This window comes from Streptomyces beigongshangae (assembly GCF_019710745.1).
Lineage (GTDB): Bacteria > Actinomycetota > Actinomycetes > Streptomycetales > Streptomycetaceae > Streptomyces > Streptomyces beigongshangae.
The window spans coordinates 44,792-64,922 of the sequence record NZ_JAHKJW010000028.1; the positions used below are offsets into that span (position 1 = coordinate 44,792).

Annotated in this window: 13 protein-coding genes and 2 pseudogenes; 13 read left to right on the forward strand and 2 right to left on the reverse strand. The window is 71.1% G+C overall.

Going from position 1 to position 20,131, the window contains the following annotated elements; all coding sequences use genetic code 11:
- Nucleotides 1-183: 183 nt before the first annotated feature.
- On the reverse strand, nucleotides 184-2,784 hold the full coding sequence (locus KM933_RS22210) for a DEAD/DEAH box helicase family protein (protein ID WP_221354871.1): 2,601 nt from the start codon (nucleotides 2,782-2,784) through the stop codon (nucleotides 184-186).
- Nucleotides 2,785-3,284: 500 nt separating this feature from the next.
- On the opposite strand from KM933_RS22210, the pseudogene KM933_RS22215 reads away from it, so the two are divergent.
- The 6 genes and pseudogenes from KM933_RS22215 to KM933_RS22240 all read left to right on the forward strand — a co-directional run.
- Nucleotides 3,285-3,698, forward strand: a pseudogene (locus KM933_RS22215) (TadA family conjugal transfer-associated ATPase); the annotation flags it as partial.
- Between the two features lie 32 nt (nucleotides 3,699-3,730).
- Nucleotides 3,731-4,567, forward strand: a complete 837-nt coding sequence (locus KM933_RS22220; RefSeq protein WP_221354940.1) for a type II secretion system F family protein — start codon at nucleotides 3,731-3,733, stop codon at nucleotides 4,565-4,567.
- Entirely contained in the window at nucleotides 4,564-5,448 is an 885-nt protein-coding gene (locus KM933_RS22225) for a type II secretion system F family protein (RefSeq protein ID WP_221354873.1), read from the forward strand. The genes KM933_RS22220 and KM933_RS22225 overlap by 4 nt, the downstream gene beginning before the upstream one ends.
- A gap of 91 nt (nucleotides 5,449-5,539) precedes the next feature.
- The gene (locus KM933_RS22230; RefSeq protein WP_221354875.1) at nucleotides 5,540-5,776 is read left to right on the forward strand and encodes a DUF4244 domain-containing protein; all 237 of its coding nucleotides are present in this window, start codon (nucleotides 5,540-5,542) and stop codon (nucleotides 5,774-5,776) included.
- Between the two features lie 76 nt (nucleotides 5,777-5,852).
- Complete coding sequence (locus KM933_RS22235; RefSeq protein WP_221354942.1) at nucleotides 5,853-6,224, forward strand: TadE family type IV pilus minor pilin; 372 nt, start codon at nucleotides 5,853-5,855, stop codon at nucleotides 6,222-6,224.
- 26 nt (nucleotides 6,225-6,250) lie between these two features.
- Nucleotides 6,251-6,733, forward strand: coding sequence for an Rv3654c family TadE-like protein (locus KM933_RS22240; protein ID WP_221354877.1), 483 nt, complete (start codon nucleotides 6,251-6,253; stop codon nucleotides 6,731-6,733).
- Here the strand turns inward: KM933_RS22240 and KM933_RS22245 are convergent.
- Complete coding sequence (locus KM933_RS22245; protein ID WP_260333977.1) at nucleotides 6,730-9,291, reverse strand: DEAD/DEAH box helicase; 2,562 nt, start codon at nucleotides 9,289-9,291, stop codon at nucleotides 6,730-6,732. The genes KM933_RS22240 and KM933_RS22245 overlap by 4 nt on opposite strands.
- A gap of 80 nt (nucleotides 9,292-9,371) precedes the next feature.
- Between KM933_RS22245 and bldG the strand changes: the two genes are divergently transcribed.
- The 7 genes and pseudogenes from bldG to topA all read left to right on the forward strand — a co-directional run bounded on the left by bldG (nucleotide 9,372) and on the right by topA (nucleotide 19,934).
- Nucleotides 9,372-9,713 carry an anti-sigma factor antagonist BldG gene (bldG, locus tag KM933_RS22250; protein ID WP_003975386.1) on the forward strand — a complete coding sequence of 114 codons (342 nt, stop codon included), beginning with the start codon at nucleotides 9,372-9,374 and terminating at the stop codon, nucleotides 9,711-9,713.
- Between the two features lie 150 nt (nucleotides 9,714-9,863).
- On the forward strand, nucleotides 9,864-10,307 hold the full coding sequence (locus KM933_RS22255; RefSeq protein ID WP_221354881.1) for an ATP-binding protein: 444 nt from the start codon (nucleotides 9,864-9,866) through the stop codon (nucleotides 10,305-10,307).
- 528 nt (nucleotides 10,308-10,835) lie between these two features.
- A pseudogene (locus tag KM933_RS22260) lies at nucleotides 10,836-13,290 on the forward strand (sodium-translocating pyrophosphatase).
- A gap of 362 nt (nucleotides 13,291-13,652) precedes the next feature.
- Nucleotides 13,653-14,246 carry a small secreted protein gene (locus KM933_RS22265; protein ID WP_221354883.1) on the forward strand — a complete coding sequence of 198 codons (594 nt, stop codon included), beginning with the start codon at nucleotides 13,653-13,655 and terminating at the stop codon, nucleotides 14,244-14,246.
- Between the two features lie 114 nt (nucleotides 14,247-14,360).
- Nucleotides 14,361-15,875: a DUF7059 domain-containing protein gene (locus KM933_RS22270; protein WP_221354885.1), complete on the forward strand. Its 1,515-nt coding sequence runs from the start codon at nucleotides 14,361-14,363 to the stop codon at nucleotides 15,873-15,875.
- 601 nt (nucleotides 15,876-16,476) lie between these two features.
- Complete coding sequence (locus tag KM933_RS22275; protein ID WP_221354887.1) at nucleotides 16,477-16,674, forward strand: hypothetical protein; 198 nt, start codon at nucleotides 16,477-16,479, stop codon at nucleotides 16,672-16,674.
- Nucleotides 16,675-17,069: 395 nt separating this feature from the next.
- Nucleotides 17,070-19,934, forward strand: a complete 2,865-nt coding sequence (gene topA / locus KM933_RS22280) for a type I DNA topoisomerase (RefSeq protein WP_221354889.1) — start codon at nucleotides 17,070-17,072, stop codon at nucleotides 19,932-19,934.
- Nucleotides 19,935-20,131 lie beyond the last annotated feature (197 nt).

Consider the following 20,131-nt stretch of genomic DNA (forward strand, 5'->3'; position numbering starts at 1 on the left):
CATCGAACAAGAACATCTCCGCACTCGGCACGCCTGCCACCAGGACGGATACGCCCTCACCGCTTGACCGAGCAGGTCACTACGAAAGAGCCGCACCCGTCGGACTATGCCCGCCCGTATCTGATGGCCGCGTTGGAGGCGGTGCCGTGGACTGCGAGACCGCCTGAATAGCACTGTTTGGCATCACGTCGACGGGAAGACGTCGCCTACATCATCTGCGGTGATGAGTCGCCCGCGAGAGGGGGCGAGTAGTTTGCCCAGCCAGCGGTCCTCTTGTGGCAGGAGCGCTTCGATCCTCGTGCGTGCCGCACCGCGTGCTTCGGCGTTGTTGTCACCGCACAGCGCGTCGTACTGGCGGAGCCGGTCGGCCAGCACGTCGTAGAGCCTCACAGCCGCACCGTGGTTGACCAGCACAATCCTGTCGTGAGCCGCTTCGGCAGCGTCGTCCTGGGTGACGGTCGCCGGGGTGAGCAGGCAGCCGAAGACGCGGGTCCTCGCAGAGCGCTTGGTCTCGACCTCGATCTGTCCGAGCAACTGGTTCACATCGGTGCGGTTGAGCGGATAGGGCTCGCCCTTCGGGACGGTCTTGACCTCCCAGACGCGGCGCTCGGCCCGCTTGACCGTGGACCACGTCCAGCGGCAGTCCGTAGCACTCTGCTCCTTACCCGGAGGGCGCTCGCCGATGGCGCCCACGAGGCGGGCAAGCCTGGTCAAACCCTCGCACTGCTGATCGTGGCTACCGGTGAGCAGAGCGCGCCCTTCAGACAGGACACGGTCGAGCCGGGCACCGGTTTCACGCCGCCACTCGTCCCAGGCAAGGAAGAATCGGTCAGTGTCGTCAGCGGTGTGGGCGCAGCCTTCGAGGTCGGCGACGGTGCGTGCCAAGCGGCGGAACCAGGTGGTCCGGGGGCCGCCAGTGATGGCCTCCTGCAGTGCACTGCGCGCGGCGGCACGGTCTTGGGGGCGTCCTCGGTCGAAGTGGGCGTGGGCCTCCACGTAGCGCCAGAACGCTGCGTGCTCGGTTTCTCCGGCCATGGCGAGTTGGGCGGCTGCTTCTCTCGCTTTCTGGGCCGCTCCCGCGTGGTCGCCGAGCCACAGGTCGGTCGCTGCAGAGACCTCGGCGTCGGCGCTGGAGACGTCGCTGTTCCCACTGGAATTACGGCCCGGCCGAACTTTGCGACGAGGGCTCGCTGGCGCAGTGGCTTCAGCAGTTGCGGAGGGCTGCGCGGCTGGTTGCCAGAAGGCGGCGCAGGCCCTAAGTGAGCCTTCCCAGCCCTGGTCATAGATCTCCAGCGCGGCGCGGATGGTGGGTTCGGTGCCTGCGGGGATCGACTTGCGGACTGCTGGGTCGGCGAGCATCTGGGCGAAGCTCGGGTCCAGTCCGAGGTAGAGGGAGCGGTCAGTCCGTTCGCGGTTGGCGCGGCCCAGTGCCTGGGTAACTCGTTGGCCGACGCGGTGACGCATGAAGCTGGCGTCGCCAAGGTAGGCAACGACGAACCGCTCGAACTCGCTGCTGGCTTGCGGGACCGTGGTGATGATGACCAGCTTGCACAGGTCGCCCGCGAGGTCGAGCCCGTCGTAGCGGCCGGCAGTGATCAGGTGTCCGCTGGCGACTCCACTCCAGGTCTCGACCATCGAGTCGTCGCCGGGACGAAGACGGTAGACCTGCTGCCCGTAGGCGGTGAGGGTCTCCTGAAGGGTGTCGGCCTCGGCGTGACTAGCGCACAACCAGGCGGCTCGGCCGCCTGCCGCATGGGTTTGGGCGAGTGCCCAGCCGAGGACGTTCGGGTCGAAGGGGTGCTCGGCGCTGGGGTTCAGCACCAGCAGTCGCTCGCCCGTCGTGCCAGACGGCAGCGGTGTGTCGGTAGTCAGGCGGTTGACCGGCCCGCCGCCGACTCGCCGCTGGAGGTCGTCCATCGAGCCGAGGGTGGCCGACAGGTAGATCCGCTGTTTGGCCCGACTGTACTGGGTGTTGAGGGCAGTTGGCGGGTGGTAAGGGCGGATTTCGATGCCAGAGGGTCCGATGAGGATGCCGCATTGAGTGAGGTGGTCGCGGACAGTGGGCCAGACGTACATCGCCTCGTCCTTGAGCGCACGGTCCGTGACAAGTGGTGATGCCTCGATGGCGTCGCGCGTTGGGCCTGCGATCGCGTCCCAGTCTCGGAAGGACAGGAGTTCGGGTGGGGTGCCGGGCTGGGCGGTGCCGTCGAGCATCGCGCGCAGGCCGGGGTATGCGTCGGTGTGCGCCACCACCAGCTCGCAGATCGTCTGGTACAGCTGGCGGGCGGGGCCAAGCTTGTTGGGGATGCGCAGGGTCTGTAGTCCGCTAAGGGGCTGCTCGGCGAGATGGGCGTCGTCGAAGATGACCAGGTCGGCGGGCTTCGGGATGGGGCTGCTATTGAAGTAGACCCAGTAGTTCATCACGCCGACGGCCTGGGCTTGGTGGTAGTCATCGAGTTTGGCACCGCCGTAGTCCTTCGAGGCGAAGCGGACGACATCCAGTCCCAATGTTTCGGCTTCCTCTTCGACACGCTCGGCGAGTTGCCGGGTGCCGGTCAGGTAAGCCACTGACCACCCACGTGAGAGTGCGTGATCGGCGATCAGCAACGCCAGCAGTGTCTTGCCCTCGCCGGTGGGCATCTCGATGGCCAGGTCTGTAGCGTCGAGGTGCTGCTCCGCGTACGCGGCGAGTACCTGGCGCTGACCAGGCCGAAGCCGCGTGAACCTCGCCGAGCCGAAATCCGCGAGATTATGTTCGAAGTCCGGCTTCGCTGCGTATGCCACCGTTCACTCCTCACTCGTAAGGCGAGAACTCTACGGCGCTGGGCGGTGACTTGGCCGCGCAACTACTCATTCGTGCGGCGGTCGTTAGCCGAACCAGCGCCGGGTCATCAGCGAGATCTCTCCGGCTGCCAGAACATGCATCGCGATCCGGGGCCCGCGTCGGCGGCCCTGTCCCTGCTGGCCACAGGCCAGCCGCGGTACTCAAAGCGGCCAACTGATTTTCTGAGCCACAAGAGGCCGCCTCGTCGCGCTGGCGATCGGGCGGGCCTCCCCGCCCCCGTGTTCCGGAATTGCCGTTCAGCTTCGGTCCGTCGGGCGCTCGTTGAACCCATCTGAACTGGTCTGATCGCGGTGAGTGACTGACCTGCGAGGGCTGATCTGTGCGCGGGTCGGGTACTGAAATCTTTTGTGCGGCGAACATGATGCAGGTCACTGCACAAAAGATTTCAGTGTCCTGGTCAACGACGTGCCGACTGAAAACTTTCCCGCAGTCCGACAGCTGCGGGACCGTGCACGCCAACGCCGCGTCGGGCGTCCCCGCCCGTCTGGAGGCGCTGGGCACGGCGGCGGGGCTCGACCGGGCGGCGCTGCACAGTCAACTGGCCGCTGCGCTGTCGGTGGTGCTCCATCTCGTACGTGACGGGACCGGGCGGCGGCGGATCGCCGAGGTGCATGTGCTGGAGCGGGACCCGGCGGGGCTGGTCGTGACGGTACCGGCCCTGCGGTGGGGCACGGAGGCATTCTCGCGCGGGCCCGGCTGGGAGCGGCTGCGGCAGCTGCTCGGTGACGCGGGTGATGTGGGTGGCGTATGCGGTCCGAGTGGTCCAGGTGATCTGAGTGATCTGGGCGGTCTGAACGCTCTGAGCGCTTCGAGTGGACCGACCGGTCCGGGAGTGCGGAGGGAGGGGCGGTGACGGGGATCGCCGAGGTGTCGCTGGGAGCGGCGATGACATGTGCCGGGGCGGCCGCCTGGCTGATGGGCGGGCCGAGCCCCGGGACGCGGCGGGTGCGGTTCGTGTGCGGTGGCGGTGCGGCGGAGGCCGTACCGCCACCGTGGAAGCGGGCGGTGCGGACCGGGGATCGGCTGCGGCGGCTGCACGGGACGCGGGGAGAGTGGTGGGCACTCGTCGCCGGGCTGGCGGTCGGCCTGCTGGGGGCGTCGGTGGTGCCGGTCGTCCTGGGGGCGCTGGGGGTCCCGCTGGTACGGCGGGCCCGGCGGGCCGGAGCGGCGCGGCGAGCGGGCGAGCGGCGGGCCGCGGCGGTCATCGCGCTGTGCGGGGCGCTGGCGGGGGAGGTCCGGGCCGGGCGTCAGCCGGGCGAGGCCCTGCTGGGTGCCGCCCGGGACTCGGGAGGGCTCGGTGACGCACAGGCGGTGGTCCTGGCGGCGGCCCGGTTCGGCGGGGACGTGCCGGGCGCGCTCACCGAGGCGGCCCGGCGGCCCGGAGCCGAAGGACTGCTGGGGCTCGCCGCGTGCTGGCGCGTCGCCGTGGACAGGGGAGCGGGACTCGCGGCCGGACTCGACCGGTTGGAGGAGGCACTACGGGCCGAGCGTGACCAACGCGCCGATCTGCGGGCCCAACTGGCGGGTGCGCGGTCGACGGCGGTACTGCTCGCGGGATTGCCGGTGCTGGGACTGCTCCTGGGCACCGCGCTCGGCGCCGACCCGCTGCATGTCGTACTGCACACGGGGGCGGGCCTCGGCTGTCTGCTGGCCGGCGGGGTCCTGGAGGGCGCCGGCCTGTGGTGGGCGCTGCGGATCGTACGGGGAGCGGAGGCGGGATGAGCGCGGAGGTCGTCCACAGGCTGGGTACGGCGGTGTGCGTGGCGGCGGGGGTGTGGGCGCTGGCCCGCGCAGTGAGCACGGCCCGGCGGGAACGGAGAGTGCGCGGACGGCTCGGGGCACTGGTGACGGCCCTGGCCGACGGATGCGGGGCGGGTGGACGCGACCCGGAACCCGGACCGGCCGGACCGGCCGGGTGTGGCCCGGCCGGGCGCCGCCCGGCTGTGAGGGGCGCGGACAGAGGGCGGGAGCCCTTCGCGAGGGGCCCGCGGATGCGCGATGCCGTGCGGCGATGGCTGCCGGTGGTCGGCGCGTTGAGCGCCTGCGGGGTGTTCGTCGACGGTGCGGCCGGGATCGTGGTGGGACTCGTGGCGGCGTTCGGGACGTGGTGGTGGCAGCGCAGACCGGTGCCGGTGGAGGAGTTCGACGCGGAGCGGGCCGCGCGGCAACTGCCCCTCGCCGCGGATCTGCTGGCCGCCTGCATCGCGGCGGGCGCGAGTCCGGTCCTGGCCGCCCGGGCGGTGGGGGAGGCACTGGACGGTCCCGTGGGGGAGCGGCTGGCACGGGGGGCCGCCGAGGTGCGACTCGGCGGCGAGCCGGCGGAGGCATGGCGGGGACTGGCCGCGTTGCCCGGGGCCCTGGCACTGGCCCGGTTGCTGGAGCGGGCCGGCGAGTCGGGCGTACCCGCGGCGGTACCGGTCGCGCGGCTCGCCGCCGAGGCCCGCAGGGAACGGGAGCGTGCCGCCACGGCCCGTGCGCGACGGGCGGGCGTTCTGATTACCGCGCCCGTCGGGCTGTGCTTCCTGCCCGCGTTCATCGCGATCGGCGTGCTGCCGGTGGTTTTGGGGCTCGCGAGCGGAGTGCTGGGCGGGGGTGACGGATGACGGGCTGAACGGCGAGTGATCGAGACCAAGACCGAGACCGAGACCGAGACCAAGGTCGAGATCAGCGAGACGGAGCTGCACGGGGGTTCGGATGGGCAAGGCAGTACGGGTACGAGTGCGGGTGTGGGCGCGGGACCTGGCCGGTAGGGCCCGGGACGGCTGGGCGCGCGTGGGGCGGAGGGACGGCGGGATGGTCACCTCCGAGTACGCGATGGGGCTGATCGCGGCGGTGGGATTCGCCGCGCTGCTCTACGAGGTGCTGACCAGCGGGCAGGTGCGCGGGGCCCTGCAGGAGATCGTGGGGGAAGCACTCCATGGACGGTTCTGAGGACGGTTCTGAGGAGGGGAGGACGGTTGCGGCGGCCGGGGTGACCGAGGTGATCGGTCCCGGCCCGGGACAGGACATGGTCCCGGGCCCGCCCGCCGCGGCAGGGGACCGCGGCTTCGTGACGGCGGAGGCGGCGGTGGTGCTGCCGGTGCTGGTGGCGTTCACGATGGCACTGGTCTGGGCGTTACTGGCCGCGGCCGCGCTGATCCAGTGTGTGGACGCGGCCCGGGCGGGCGCCCGCGCGGCGGCCCGGCAGGAACCGCCGGGCACGGTGCTGGAGACCGCCCGGCAGGCAGCGCCGTCCGGCGCCCGGGTCTCCGTCCGGCGGGAGGGCGACCTCGTGCACGTCCGGGTCGAGGCCGACACCCCGGGGCCGGACGCACTGGCGCTGGACCTGTCGCAGGAGGCCACCGCCCTGGCCGAGGAGACGGTGGGGGCGGTCCGGTGAGGAAGGCGGAGGGAGGCGGTCTCCGGGTGCGCGGGAGAGCGCGTGCGACGGGTCGTCCGGAGTCGGACCGGGGATCGGCGACCGTCTGGACCGTGGGTGCGCTCGCGGTGCTGTGCGTGGTTTTCGGAGCCGTACTGGCGATGGGTCAGGCGGTGGTGGTCCGTCATCGAGCGGGCGGTGCGGCCGACTTGGCGGCCCTTGCGGCGGCCGACCACTGGACGGTGGGCGGGACGAAGGCGTGTGCCCGGGCGGACCGGGTGGCCCGGGCACAGGACACGAGAGTCGTGCGGTGTGCCGTCAGCGGTGACATCGCGGATGTCACGGTCGCGGCGGGCCGGGGGCCGTTGACGGCGGAGGTGCGGTCACGGGCGGGCCCGGCGGGAGCCGCTGTCCCGCGCGGTTCAGCGCGGGCGACCGTTCCCGGTGGTGCGGCGGAGGCGCCGGTCGGTTCCCCGGGGCGAGCGGATCCGGGGACGAAACCCTGGCTCCCGCCCGCTGCCGGGCCCTAGCCCTCAGCGGCCTCGCCGACGTCACCGTGTTGCCGGCCGTCGGCTCCCTCAGGGACGCCGGCACGCTCCTGCGGTGCTTGCGGTGCTTGCGGTGCTTGCGGTGCCGTGGGTGTCTCCGGGGCTCCTCGCAGGAGCACCGTCAGCAGCCGTACCGCGCCCCGCTTGTGCAACGGGTCGTTGCCGTTGCCGCACTTGGGGGACTGGATGCAGGACGGGCAGCCGGCGTCGCACTCGCAGGAGGCGATGGCCTCGCGGGTGGCGGCGAGCCACTCGCGGGCGGTGTGGAAGGCACGCTCCGCGAAGCCCGCGCCCCCCGGATGGCCGTCGTACACGAAGACGGTGGGCAGGAGGGTGTCGGGGTGCAGAGGGACGGAGACCCCGCCGATGTCCCAGCGGTCGCAGGTGGCGAAGAGCGGCAGCATGCCGATGGAGGCGTGCTCGGCGGCGTGCAGGGCGCCGCCGAGGATCTCCGGACCGACCCGGGCGGCGTCGAGCTGGTCCTCGGTGACCGTCCACCACACGGCACGCGTACGGAGCGTGCGAGGAGGGAGGTCGAGCTTCGTCTCACCGAGCACCTCGCCGGTGATGAGACGACGGCGCAGGAAGGAGACGACCTGGTTGGTGACCTCGACGGAGCCGTAGCACAGCCGGCCGTCGCCCCAGGGAATCTCGACGTCCGTCTCCAGGACGGAGATGGCGGTGGTGTCACGGGCGACCGTCGAGTACGGCGGGTCGGCCTCGTCGACGAGGGCGACCGAATCGTCCAGGTGCAGCTCCTTGACGAGATAGGTACGGCCCTGGTGGAGGTGGACCGCGCCCTCGTGGACGGTGGTGTGCGCGGCCGAGGCGTCGACCGTGCCCAGCAGGCGGCCGGAACCGGCTTCCACGATCTGCACCGGACTCCCGCCTCCGCCGCGGATGTCGGCCAGGTCGGCGGCCCGTTCCCGGCGCGTCCAGTGCCATGCCTTCGTACGGCGGCGCAGCAGCTTCGCGGCTTCGAGCTGCGGCATCAGTTCGGCGGTGGCCGGGCCGAAGAGGGCGAAGTCGTCCTCGGTCAGCGGGAGCTCGGCGGCGGCGCACAGGTGGGGCGCGAGGACGTACGGGTTGTCCGGGTCGAGGACGGTGGACTCCACCGGCTGGTCGAACAGGGCCTCCGGGTGGTGGACGAGAAAGGTGTCGAGCGGGTCGTCGCGGGCGACCAGCACCGCGAGCGCTCCCTGCCCGGCGCGGCCCGCGCGGCCCGCCTGCTGCCACAGGGACGCGCGGGTGCCCGGGTAGCCGGCGATGACGACGGCGTCCAGGCCGGAGACGTCGATGCCGAGTTCCAGGGCGGTGGTGGCGGCGAGGCCGAGGAGTTCCCCGGAGTGGAGGGCGTTCTCCAGCGCGCGGCGCTCCTCGGGGAGGTAACCGCCGCGGTAGGCGGCCACGCGGCGGGCCAGGGAGCGGTCGACCTCGGCGAGACGTTCCTGGGCGATCACCGAGATCAGCTCGGCCCCGCGGCGGGACCGTACGAAGGCGACCGAGCGGACGCCCTGCACGGTCAGATCGGTGAGGAGGTCCGCGGTCTCGGCCGTGGCGGTACGGCGGACGGGGGCGCCTCTCTCGCCGTGCAGGTCGGTGAGGGGAGGCTCCCAGAGAGCGAACACCAGTTCCCCGCGTGGTGAGGCGTCGTCGGAGACCTCCACCACGGGGAGGCCGGTCAGGCGGGAGGCGGCGACCGAGGGCTCGGCGGCGGTCGCCGAGGCCATGAGGAAGACGGGGGAGGAGCCGTAGCGGGCGCACAGGCGGCGCAGCCGGCGGAGGACCTGGGCGACGTGCGACCCGAAGACGCCCCGGTAGGTGTGGCACTCGTCGATGACGACATAGCGCAGGGCGCGCAGGAAGGAGGCCCACCTGGGGTGGGAGGGGAGGATCCCGCGGTGCAGCATGTCGGGGTTGGTGAGGACGTAGTTGGCGTACTGGCGTACCCACTCGCGTTCCTCGACGGGTGTGTCGCCGTCGTAGACCGCGGAGCGCACGGCGTGGCCCAGCGGTTGTGAGAGTTTCTTCACGGACCGGCGCTGGTCCGCGGCGAGTGCCTTGGTCGGGGCGAGGTACAGGGCGGTGGTGCCGCGGCCGTTCGGAGCCTCGGAACCGTCGAGGAGCGCCGACAGGACCGGGACGAGGTACGCCAGGGACTTGCCGGAGGCGGTGCCCGTCGAGACGATCACCGACTCGCCGTCCAGGGCGTGCTCGGCCGCGCGTGCCTGGTGGGCCCAGGGGTGCTCGATACCGGCGGACCGCACCGCCGCGACGACCTCGGAACGGATCCGGTCGGGCCACACGGCATGGCGACCCTCACGCGGGGGCAAGTGCTCCGTATGAGTGATGCGCGAAGCCCGGCTCGGCCCCGGGGCGAGCCGGTTCAGGATCTCGCCCGGCGAGGGGCGGGAGGCGGTGTCCGTCGAGGTGCGATCGGGTCGGAGATTATTGGCCATCGGCATCGAGTGTGTCACTGGCGTGACGGACAATGGACCCAAGGCGTCGTGCACGCCCGCCGGTAAGTGATTGAATGCCATCGCGGCTGGCGAACCGTCCCGGGGGCTCCGCCGAGGTGTCCCTTGGGATGACCGCTCGATAGCAAGGTGCTGGAGGATCCGTGGACCTGTCCCTGTCGACCCGTACCGTCGGCGATCGTACGGTCGTCGAGGTCGGTGGCGAAATCGATGTATATACCGCGCCCAAGTTGCGCGAACAACTGGTCGAGTTGGTGAACGACGGCAGTTTCCACCTTGTCGTCGACATGGAGGGCGTGGACTTCCTCGACTCCACCGGTCTCGGCGTGCTGGTGGGCGGCCTGAAGAGGGTGCGCGCCCACGAGGGCTCGCTCCGGCTGGTCTGCAACCAGGAGCGCATTCTGAAGATCTTCCGCATCACCGGTCTCACCAAGGTGTTCCCGATCCACACCTCGGTCGAAGAAGCGGTGGCGGCCACCGACTGAGCGGCCGTCGTCCGGCCGGTCACCGACCGGCCGGTCAGCCGCCGGCAGCCGGATCCCGGGCGCGGCCCGGGAGGCAGAAGTCAATGGAGGGGGGTCAGGTCTCGGCGACCCGGCCCCCCGACCGCACGCCCGTAGTTCCGAGGGGGATGCATGGCCACCGTTGAACTCCGCTTCAGCGCGCTGCCCGAGCACGTCAGGACCGCCCGACTGGTGGCGGCAGCGGTGGCGCGCAGGGCCGGAGTGGACGAGGCCGTCCTCGACGAGGTGAGGCTCGCCGTCGGCGAGGCCTGCACCCGAGCCGTCGGCCTGCACCAGAGCGCCGGAATCCCGGCGCCCGTGCGGGTCTCGCTGATCGAGGAGGAGAAGTCGTTCTCCATCGAGGTCGGTGACGAGGCGCCGCACACGGTTCCCGGTGAGAACGCGCCGGGTGCCCATGGCGGAGCCGACGGTGTGGACGCCGAGACCGAGGAGGACGAGATGGGCCTCGCGGTCATCAGCGGCCTCGTCGACGACGTGGAAGTGACCGCCGGTGAGAACGGCGGACTGATCAGGATGAGCTGGCCGACCACGCCGCCGGCCGCGCTCGTCACCTGATCCACCCCCAGGCACTGCCTGAACCTTGTGCGAAAGGGCCCTGCTCACCAGGGCCCTTTGGCATGTCGCCCCTCCGGTCCCCCGGGCCCCTCAAGGCCCTCAGATCAGCCAGGCTCCCCCTCCCGGACCGGCCGGGCCGCCCCCGCCACAGAGGCGCCCGCTCGCGGCCCCGGCGTCCTTCGCCCCTCGCCCCTCGCCCTTCGCCCTTCGCCCCTCGCCCCTCGTCCCTCGTCCTGTCGACGGTGCCGCTTCCCGTCCCCGCGAGATCAAGCCATGCGCAATTCGTGAAGCAATTCACGATCCGGATTACCGGCAAGAATAAGATCAGCTTTACGGCGTGCCATACGCTAATGGAGCTGGCGTCAATGCGTTTGGGGCATTACCGCTTTCGGGTGCGCGCTGATCCCCGGATCATTTGCTGAAGAGCACGTGAAGGCCAATTCCGCTTGCCGCGCACTGTTTTGATCAGGTTCCGGTACCTACAATCCGTCCACATCTTGAGCTCGGTCCAAGCGTCAAGGAGGACGAATGGCGGGGCTTTCTACCCCTCATCAGTTTGACCAGCCCACTACCCTCGCAGCCGCAGTACTGACAGACGACAACCGCCTCATCGTAGTGATCATCGCGGTCGTCGCCCTTGCGGCGCTTGCCGTCGCCGGCGTCCTGGTCCGCCAGGTGCTCGCGGCCGGCGAGGGCACCGACAGCATGAAGAAGATCGCTGTGGCGATCCAGGAGGGCGCGAATGCCTACCTGGGGCGGCAGATGCGTACCCTCGGGGTATTCGCCGTCGTGGTGTTCTTCCTGCTCATGCTGCTGCCCGCGGACGACTGGAATCAGCGCGCCGGCCGATCGGTCTTCTTCCTGATCGGTGCGGCGTTCTCGGCGACCACCGGATATATCGGCATGTGGCTCGCCGTCCGCAGCAATGTCCGCGTGGCCGCCGCGGCACGGGAAGCGACCCCGGCGGAGGGTGAGCCGGAAAAGGATCTCACCGCCGTCTCGCACAAAGCAATGAAGATCGCTTTCCGCACGGGCGGCGTCGTCGGCATGTTCACGGTGGGGCTCGGTCTGCTGGGCGCCTCCTGCGTGGTGCTGGTGTACGCGGCCGACGCACCGAAGGTCCTGGAGGGCTTCGGGCTCGGCGCCGCACTGATCGCCATGTTCATGCGTGTCGGCGGCGGCATCTTCACCAAGGCCGCCGACGTCGGCGCCGACCTGGTCGGCAAGGTCGAGCAGGGCATCCCCGAGGACGACCCGCGCAACGCCGCGACCATCGCCGACAACGTGGGCGACAACGTCGGCGACTGCGCGGGCATGGCGGCAGACCTGTTCGAGTCGTACGCCGTCACGCTTGTCGCCGCACTGATCCTCGGCAAGGCGGCGTTCGGCGACGCCGGGCTCGCCTTCCCGCTGATCGTGCCCGCGATCGGCGTCCTCACCGCGATGATCGGCATCTTCGCGGTCGCTCCGCGCCGTGCGGACCGCAGCGGGATGAGCGCGATCAACCGCGGCTTCTTCATCTCCGCGGTGATCTCGCTGGCGCTGGTGGCGGTGGCGGTCTACACCTACCTGCCGTCCACCTACGCCGGCCTGGACGGCGTGACGGACGAGGCCGTCCTCGCCAAGTCCGGCGACCCGCGGATCCTCGCGCTCCTCGCGGTCGCCATCGGCATCGTGCTGGCCGCGCTGATCCAGCAGCTGACCGGCTACTTCACCGAGACCACCCGCCGTCCGGTGAAGGACATCGGCAAGACCTCGCTCACCGGCCCGGCCACCGTCGTCCTCGCCGGTATCTCGATCGGCCTCGAATCGGCCGTCTACACCGCCCTGCTGATCGGTCTCGGCGTCTACGGGGCCTTCCTGCTCGGCGGTACGTCGATCATGCTGGCCCTGTTCGCGGTGGCCCTCGCCGGAACGGGTCTGCTCACCACGGTCGGCGTCATCGTCGCCATGGACACCTTCGGGCCGGTCTCCGACAACGCACAGGGCATCGCCGAGATGTCCGGCGACGTCGAGGGCGCGGGCGCGCAGGTGCTCACCGACCTGGACGCCGTGGGCAACACCACCAAGGCCATCACCAAGGGCATCGCCATCGCCACCGCGGTACTGGCGGCGGCGGCGCTCTTCGGCTCGTACCGCGACGCCATCCTCACGGCCGCGAACGACGTGGGGGAGAAGGTCTCGGGTCCGGGCGCCCCGATGAACCTGATGATGGACATCTCACAGCCCAACAACCTGGTCGGGCTCATCGCGGGCGCCGCGGTCGTCTTCCTCTTCTCGGGGCTGGCGATCAACGCGGTGTCGCGGTCCGCCGGGTCCGTGGTCTACGAGGTGCGGCGGCAGTTCCGCGAGCGCCCCGGGATCATGGACTACAGCGAGAAGCCCGAGTACGGGCGCGTCGTCGACATCTGCACCAAGGACGCGCTGCGCGAGCTGACCACGCCGGGTCTGCTCGCCGTGCTGACGCCGATCGCGATCGGGTTCACGCTCGGGGTCGGCGCGCTCGGCGCCTTCCTCGCGGGTGCCATCGGCACCGGCACGCTGATGGCGGTCTTCCTCGCCAACTCCGGAGGGGCGTGGGACAACGCGAAGAAGCTCGTCGAGGACGGCCACCACGGCGGCAAGGGCAGTGAGGCCCACGCCGCGACGGTGATCGGCGACACCATCGGCGACCCCTTCAAGGACACCGCGGGCCCCGCGATCAACCCTCTGCTGAAGGTGATGAACCTGGTGGCNCGCGGGCCCCGCGATCAACCCTCTGCTGAAGGTGATGAACCTGGTGGCGCTGCTCATCGCGCCGGCCGTGGTCAAGTTCAGCTACGGCGAGGACAAGAGCGTGGGCATGCGGGTCCTCATCGCGGTGGTCTCGCTCGCCGTCATCGTCGGCGCGGTGTACGTGTCCAAGCGGCGCGGCATCGCCGTGGGCGACGAGGGCAACCCCGAACGGGTGGCCAAGTCGCCCGACCCGGCGGTGGCCTCGTGACCGCCGGGGCGTGACGGGAGCGGATTCCGCTCGAAGGGCGGGCGGACGACGCGGACTGACGCGCCGTCCGCCCGCCCTTCGCCCTTCGCCCTTCGCCCTTGGCCCTTGGCCCTTCGCCTTTCGTCCTTCGCTCTTGGCCCTTCGTCCTTCGCCGTGCTCCCGTGCCACGTGCCCTCGTAGGCCCGTTCCCCCACGCGCCCGCCGGCCCTGTGTGCCCGCCGACGGTGTGTGCATGCGCCTGCGGGTACGCCCTGATTCGTGAGCCTTATCTCGCTTGGTGCAAATGGCTTCAAAACGGTCTGAACGGATGTTCGTCACGGTGGGCCCGTCCGCCTGGCGTGTATGTTCCGGGGCCGAGAGCCATGGAAGGGACCAATCCGGTGAACAAGAAGCTCGCGGCCGCACTGTCCGGCGGTGCGGTACTGGTACTGGCGCTGTCGGGATGCAGTGGCGGTGACGACGACGGCGACAAGCTGAACTCCTGGGCCAAGCAGGTCTGCGACGCGGTGCAGCCGCAGGCGAAGAAGATCGCGGCCGCCAACACCGCCATCCAGAAGCAGACTTCGGACAACAGCACTCCGGCGGACGTCCAGAAGACCGACTCCCAGGCTTTCCAGGACATGTCCGACGCCTACAAGGCGATCGGCGGCGCCGTCGACAAGGCCGGGGCGCCGGACGTGGAGGACGGCGAGAAGAAGAAGACGGACGCCGTCAAGGAGCTCGACACCATCTCCGCGTCGTACGGCGACCTCAAGAAGCAGGTCGACGGCCTCGACACCAAGGACCAGGCGAAGTTCGCCGACGGTCTGAAGGGGATCGCCACCCAGCTGGACAAGCTGAGCCAGAGCGGCAGCGACGCCCTCGCGAAGCTGGAGGAGGGTGACGTCGGCAAGGCGATGGCCAAGCAGGAGAGCTGCAAGAGCGCGTCCGCCTCGGCTTCGGCGACGAAGAGCTGACCCCGGCGGGCGCGGCCGCGGCCGTCTGGGCGACCGTGGCAGCCCGGGCGACCGTGGCAGCCCGGGCGACCGCGGCGCGCTCGCCCGGCGCCCGTCGCGCGTCACAATGGGCGGGTGAGTAACACCAGCCTGGCACCGCTGCCCTCGTCCGCCCGCACCGACGTCACCGCGCGGCTGCGGGACGCCCTCCTGGGCGCCTCCTTCAGCGCCGACGGACTGCTCGACCTGCTCGGCGCCCCCGCGTACGCGGCGCTGGCCCGCAGCGAGACCGTGCCCGCGCTCCGGGCCACCCGGGGTGATTCGCCACTGGAGGCGCTCGTACGGTTGTTCCTGTTGCAGCAGCCCGTGTCCCGCGCGCGCGTGGCGGACGTCCTGCCGGTGGAGGACTGCCTGGAGGGCGGCTGGCTGGCCCGCGTCGGCGGGGACGAGGTCGCGGCGGTGGTCGACGTACGGCCGTACGGGGGACCGGGCGGCGAGGACTGGTTCATCGTCTCGGACCTGGGCTGCGCGGTCGGCGGGGCCGGCGGTGTCGGCAGCCGTGACGAAGGTGTCGTACTCGGTGTGGGCGGCGCGTCCACGACGCTCGCGGGCATCACCGTGCGCGCCCCCTTCGCCTCCGCGCTGGATCTCGGCACCGGCTCCGGGATCCAGGCGCTGCACGCCGCCCGGCACGCCACGCGCGTGACCGCGACCGACCTCAACCCCCGGGCGCTGCACATCACCGCGCTCACGCTCGCCCTGTCCGGAGTCCCGGCGGCGGACCTGCGCGAGGGCTCCCTCTTCGAACCGGTTGCGGACGAGACGTACGACCTGATCGTCTCGAACCCGCCCTTCGTGATCTCCCCCGGTGCCCGGCTCACCTACCGCGACGGCGGGATGGCCGGGGACGACCTGTGCCGCACGCTCGTGTCCCAGGCGGGCGACCGTCTGAACGAGGGGGGATACGCGCAGTTCCTCGCCAACTGGCAGCACGTGGAGGGCGAGGACTGGCAGGACCGCCTGCGCTCCTGGGTGCCGCGCGGCTGTGACGCGTGGATCGTGCAGCGCGAGGTCCAGGACGTCACGCAGTACGCCGAACTGTGGCTGCGCGACGCGGGCGACCACCACGGCGACCCGACGGAGTACCAGGCGCGGTACGACGCCTGGCTGGAGGAGTTCGAGGCGCGGAAGGTGAAGGCCGTCGGCTTCGGCTGGATCACCCTGCGCAGGTCGGGGGCGGAGTTCCCGTCGGTCGTCCTGGAGGAGTGGCCGCACCCCGTCGAGCAGCCGCTCGGCGACACCGTGCGCGCGCACTTCGAGCGGTTGGACTACCTGCGGGCGCATGACGACGCGGCCCTGCTCGCCGGGCACTTCAAGCTCGCCGGCGAGATCGTTCAGGAGCAGGTCGGGCTGCCCGGCGCCGAGGACCCGGAGCACGTCGTGCTGCGCCAGCACCGCGGGATGCGCCGGGCCACCAAGGTGGACACGGTCGGCGCGGGCTTCGCGGGCGTCTGCGACGGTACGTTGAGCGCGGGGCGCATCCTGGACGCCATCGCGCAACTCGTCGGAGAGGATCCGGTGCTGCTCCGCGACCGGACCCCGGCCCAGATCCGGCTCCTGGTCGAACAGGGGTTCATCGAGCCGGCCTAGAGCCGACCCTCGCCGGGCGGGACGCCCGGCGCGACGTCCGACGTCACGGATGTCACGTACGTCACGGATGTCACGTACGTCATGTAGGTCACAGACACCGAGCGCGGCAGGCACGCGGGCATGTGGACGGGCGGGCGGGCGGACGGGTGGGTGGGCGGACGGGTGGGTGGGCGGACGGGCGGAAAGCCTTCCGCCCCCGGCGCGGTGTGACGGACTCCACCCGCCGATGTGATCGTCTCGTGCACGCGCGCCGGATCGGCTCGTGCACACGAGTGGTCGACCCTGTAGCAGCCCTGTAGCGATGGTGTGCCCGGGGTGTGCTCGGCGTGTGCCCGCGGTGTGAGCTGCCCCGCACCGGGCGTACGGAACCAGGCGCACGGAACCGGCCGCCTCCCGTTCACCCGGGGTTGGGATCCCGGTCTTCCCGGGATGCCAGCCTCCCGACCCGAGGCACGCGACGGCATGCCATGGCGCGCGACGGCACGCCGCGGCGCGCCGCAGCGCGCGAAAGCACGCGAGGCCGACGCGAGGCCGTCGCAGGGCCGACGCGAGGGCAGCGCAAGGGCGACACGAGGGCGACACGAGGGCGAAGGGACCAGCCATGGAGAGCGGACCGGCCATCTTCACCGGATCGGTGTTCGCCCTGTTCGGGGGCGGGCTGCTGCTGTGGACCGCGGTCCGGCTCAAGCAGCGCGTCCCGGTCGCCCACGGGGTGCACCCCGTGGTGTCGGCGGCGGCCGCCGGCCTGGCCGGGACGGCCGCCGTCCTCCTCGCCGTGTGGTGCCTCACCCGCGTCTGAGAGCGAGTCCGGGCACAGGTCCGGGCGCAGGTCCGGGCACCGGCCGCCGACGGCGCGCGAGCCCGCTCCCGCTGTTCCGCCGTCCGGTGGAGTCCGCCTCCCGGTGTCCGGGAATCGCCGCTCCCCGGCGGGCGCGAGCAAGATCCACACGTACCGGACTCTTCCTCCGCGGTAATTGAGAGGCCACGCTCCGGATGTCCCGGAAACGGCAGGTCGGTACTCCGGGCGGCAGGAATGGCGGGAGTCGGGTTACCGTTCGAGTGGCCGTTGCGGGCTTTTCCCGTTTGACAGGGGGGCGGGATGTACCGTCACACTCCGCAGCGTCAGCATGACCCGACCCCCGGGTTCAAGGCCTGGGGTCAGACCCCCTGCGTCGACCGGAGAGAAGAGCGAAGTTGTCCCCGACCAGCGAGACCGCACACGGCGGCCGCCGACTCGTCATCGTCGAGTCGCCTGCCAAGGCGAAGACGATCAAGGGCTATCTCGGCCCCGGCTACGTCGTCGAAGCGAGTGTCGGGCACATCCGCGACCTCCCCAACGGCGCCGCGGAGGTGCCCGAGAAGTACACCGGCGAGGTGCGCCGCCTCGGTGTGGACGTCGAACACGACTTCCAGCCGATCTACGTCGTCAACGCCGACAAGAGGGCCCAGGTCAAGAAGCTCAAGGACCTGCTGAAGGACTCCGACGAGCTCTTCCTCGCCACCGACGAGGACCGCGAGGGCGAGGCCATCGCGTGGCACCTCCTGGAGGTCCTCAAGCCCAAGGTCCCCGTCCACCGGATGGTCTTCCACGAGATCACCAAGGACGCGATCCGCAGTGCCGTCGCCAATCCGCGCGAGCTCAACCAGCGCATGGTCGACGCCCAGGAGACCCGCCGAATCCTCGACCGCCTCTACGGCTACGAGGTCTCGCCGGTCCTGTGGAAGAAGGTCATGCCGCGGCTGTCGGCCGGCCGCGTCCAGTCCGTGGCGACCCGCCTCGTCGTCGAGCGGGAGCGCGAGCGCATCGCCTTCCGCTCCGCCGAGTACTGGGACCTCACGGGCACCTTCGGCACCGGCCGCGCCGGCGACCGGAGCGACCCGTCGACCCTCGTCGCCCGGCTGACCGCCGTCGACGGCAAGCGCGTCGCCCAGGGCCGCGACTTCGACTCGCTCGGCCAGATCAAGAGCGCCAACACGCTCCACCTGGACGAGGCGAACGCCCGCGCGCTGGCCGCCGCCCTCGCGGACACGGCCTTCTCCGTGCGGTCCGTCGAGTCGAAGCCGTACCGGCGCTCGCCGTACGCCCCGTTCCGTACGACCACGCTCCAGCAGGAGGCCAGCCGCAAGCTCGGCTTCGGCGCGAAGGCCACGATGCAGGTGGCGCAGAAGCTGTACGAGAACGGCTTCATCACCTACATGCGTACGGACTCCACGACCCTCTCGGACACCGCGGTCGCCGCGGCCCGCGCGCAGGTCACGCAGCTCTACGGCGCGAGCTACCTGCCGGACAGGCCGCGTACGTACGCCGGGAAGGTCAAGAACGCGCAGGAGGCGCACGAGGCGATCCGCCCCTCGGGCGACCGCTTCCGCACCCCGGCCGAGACGGGCCTTTCCGGTGACCAGTTCAGGCTGTACGAGCTGATCTGGAAGCGGACCGTCGCCTCCCAGATGAAGGACGCGGTCGGGAACTCCGTCACGGTGAAGATCGCGGGCACGGCCGCCGACGGCCGGGACGCCGAGTTCAGCGCGTCCGGCAAGACGATCACCTTCCACGGCTTCCTGAAGGCGTACGTCGAGGGCGCGGACGACCCGAACGCCGAGCTGGACGACCGCGAGCGCCGTCTCCCGCAGGTCGAGGAGGGCGACCCGCTGTCCGCCGAGGAGATCTCGGTCGACGGCCACGCGACCAAGCCCCCGGCCCGCTACACCGAGGCCAGCCTGGTCAAGGAGCTGGAGGAGCGGGAGATCGGCCGCCCGTCGACGTACGCGTCGATCATCGGCACGATCCTCGACCGGGGCTACGTGTTCAAGAAGGGGACGGCCCTCGTGCCCTCCTTCCTGTCGTTCGCCGTGGTCAACCTCCTGGAGAAGCACTTCGGGCGGCTCGTCGACTACGACTTCACGGCCAGGATGGAGGACGACCTCGACCGCATCGCGCGCGGCGAGGCCCGGGCCGTGCCGTGGCTCAGGCGCTTCTACTTCGGCGAGGGCGACGCGGCCGGCGCCGCCGCCGCGGAGGCCGGCAACGGTGACGGCGACCACCTCGGCGGCCTCAAGGAGCTCGTCACCGACCTCGGCGCCATCGACGCCCGCGAGGTGTCGTCGTTCCCGGTGGGCAACGGCATCGTGCTGCGCGTCGGGCGGTACGGCCCCTACGTCGAGCGCGGCGAGAAGGACGCGGAGAACCACCAGCGCGCCGACGTGCCCGAGGACCTGGCACCCGACGAGCTGACCGTCGAACTCGCGGAGGAGCTGCTCGCCAAGCCGAGCGGCGACTTCGAGCTGGGCGTCGACCCCGTGACGGGTCACCAGATCATCGCCAGGGACGGCCGCTACGGTCCGTACGTCACCGAGGTGCTCCCCGAGGGCACCCCGAAGACCGGCAAGAACGCCGTGAAGCCGCGCACGGCCTCGCTCTTCAAGACGATGACCCTGGACACGGTGACGCTCCAGGACGCGCTCAGACTGATGTCGCTGCCGCGCGTCGTCGGCAAGGACGCCGAGGGCGTGGAGATCACCGCGCAGAACGGCCGCTACGGCCCGTACCTGAAGAAGGGCACCGACTCCCGCTCCCTCACGAGCGAGGACCAGCTCTTCACGATCACCCTCGACGAGGCTCTCGCGATCTACGCGCAGCCCAAGCAGCGCGGTCGCGCCGCCGCCAAGCCGCCGCTGAAGGAGCTCGGGGCCGACCCGGTCAGCGGGCAGCCGGTCGTCGTCAAGGACGGCCGCTTCGGGCCGTACGTCACCGACGGCGAGACCAACGCGACTCTGCGGTCCGGCGACAGCGTCGAGGCGATCACCCCGGAGCGGGGCTTCGAACTGCTCGCGGAGAAGCGCGCGAAGGGGCCCGCCAAGAAGACGGCGAAGAAGGCGCCCGCGAAGAAGGCTCCGGCCAAGAAGGCACCGGCGAAGAAGACGGCCGCCAAGAAGACCGCCGCCACGAAGACGGTGGCCAAGAAGACGGCCACCGCCAAGAAGGCGCCGGCGAAGAAGGCGACGGCCGCCAAGGCGACGGCCGCCAAGGCGACGGCCGTCAAGACGACGACCGAGGACTGAGCGACCGGGACCGAACGGCTGGGGACCGAACGGCCGAGGACCGAACGGCCGAGGACTGAACGGCCGGGACCGGGCGGCTCCTCGTTTCCGGTCGGGGACCGGTCCGTTCGCGGGCCGGATCCGTCACTTCCGGGCCGCCGGACGAACGCCCCGGCACCACTTGGTGTCGTGGGCGTTCGCATGTTCGGGGGCCTCTT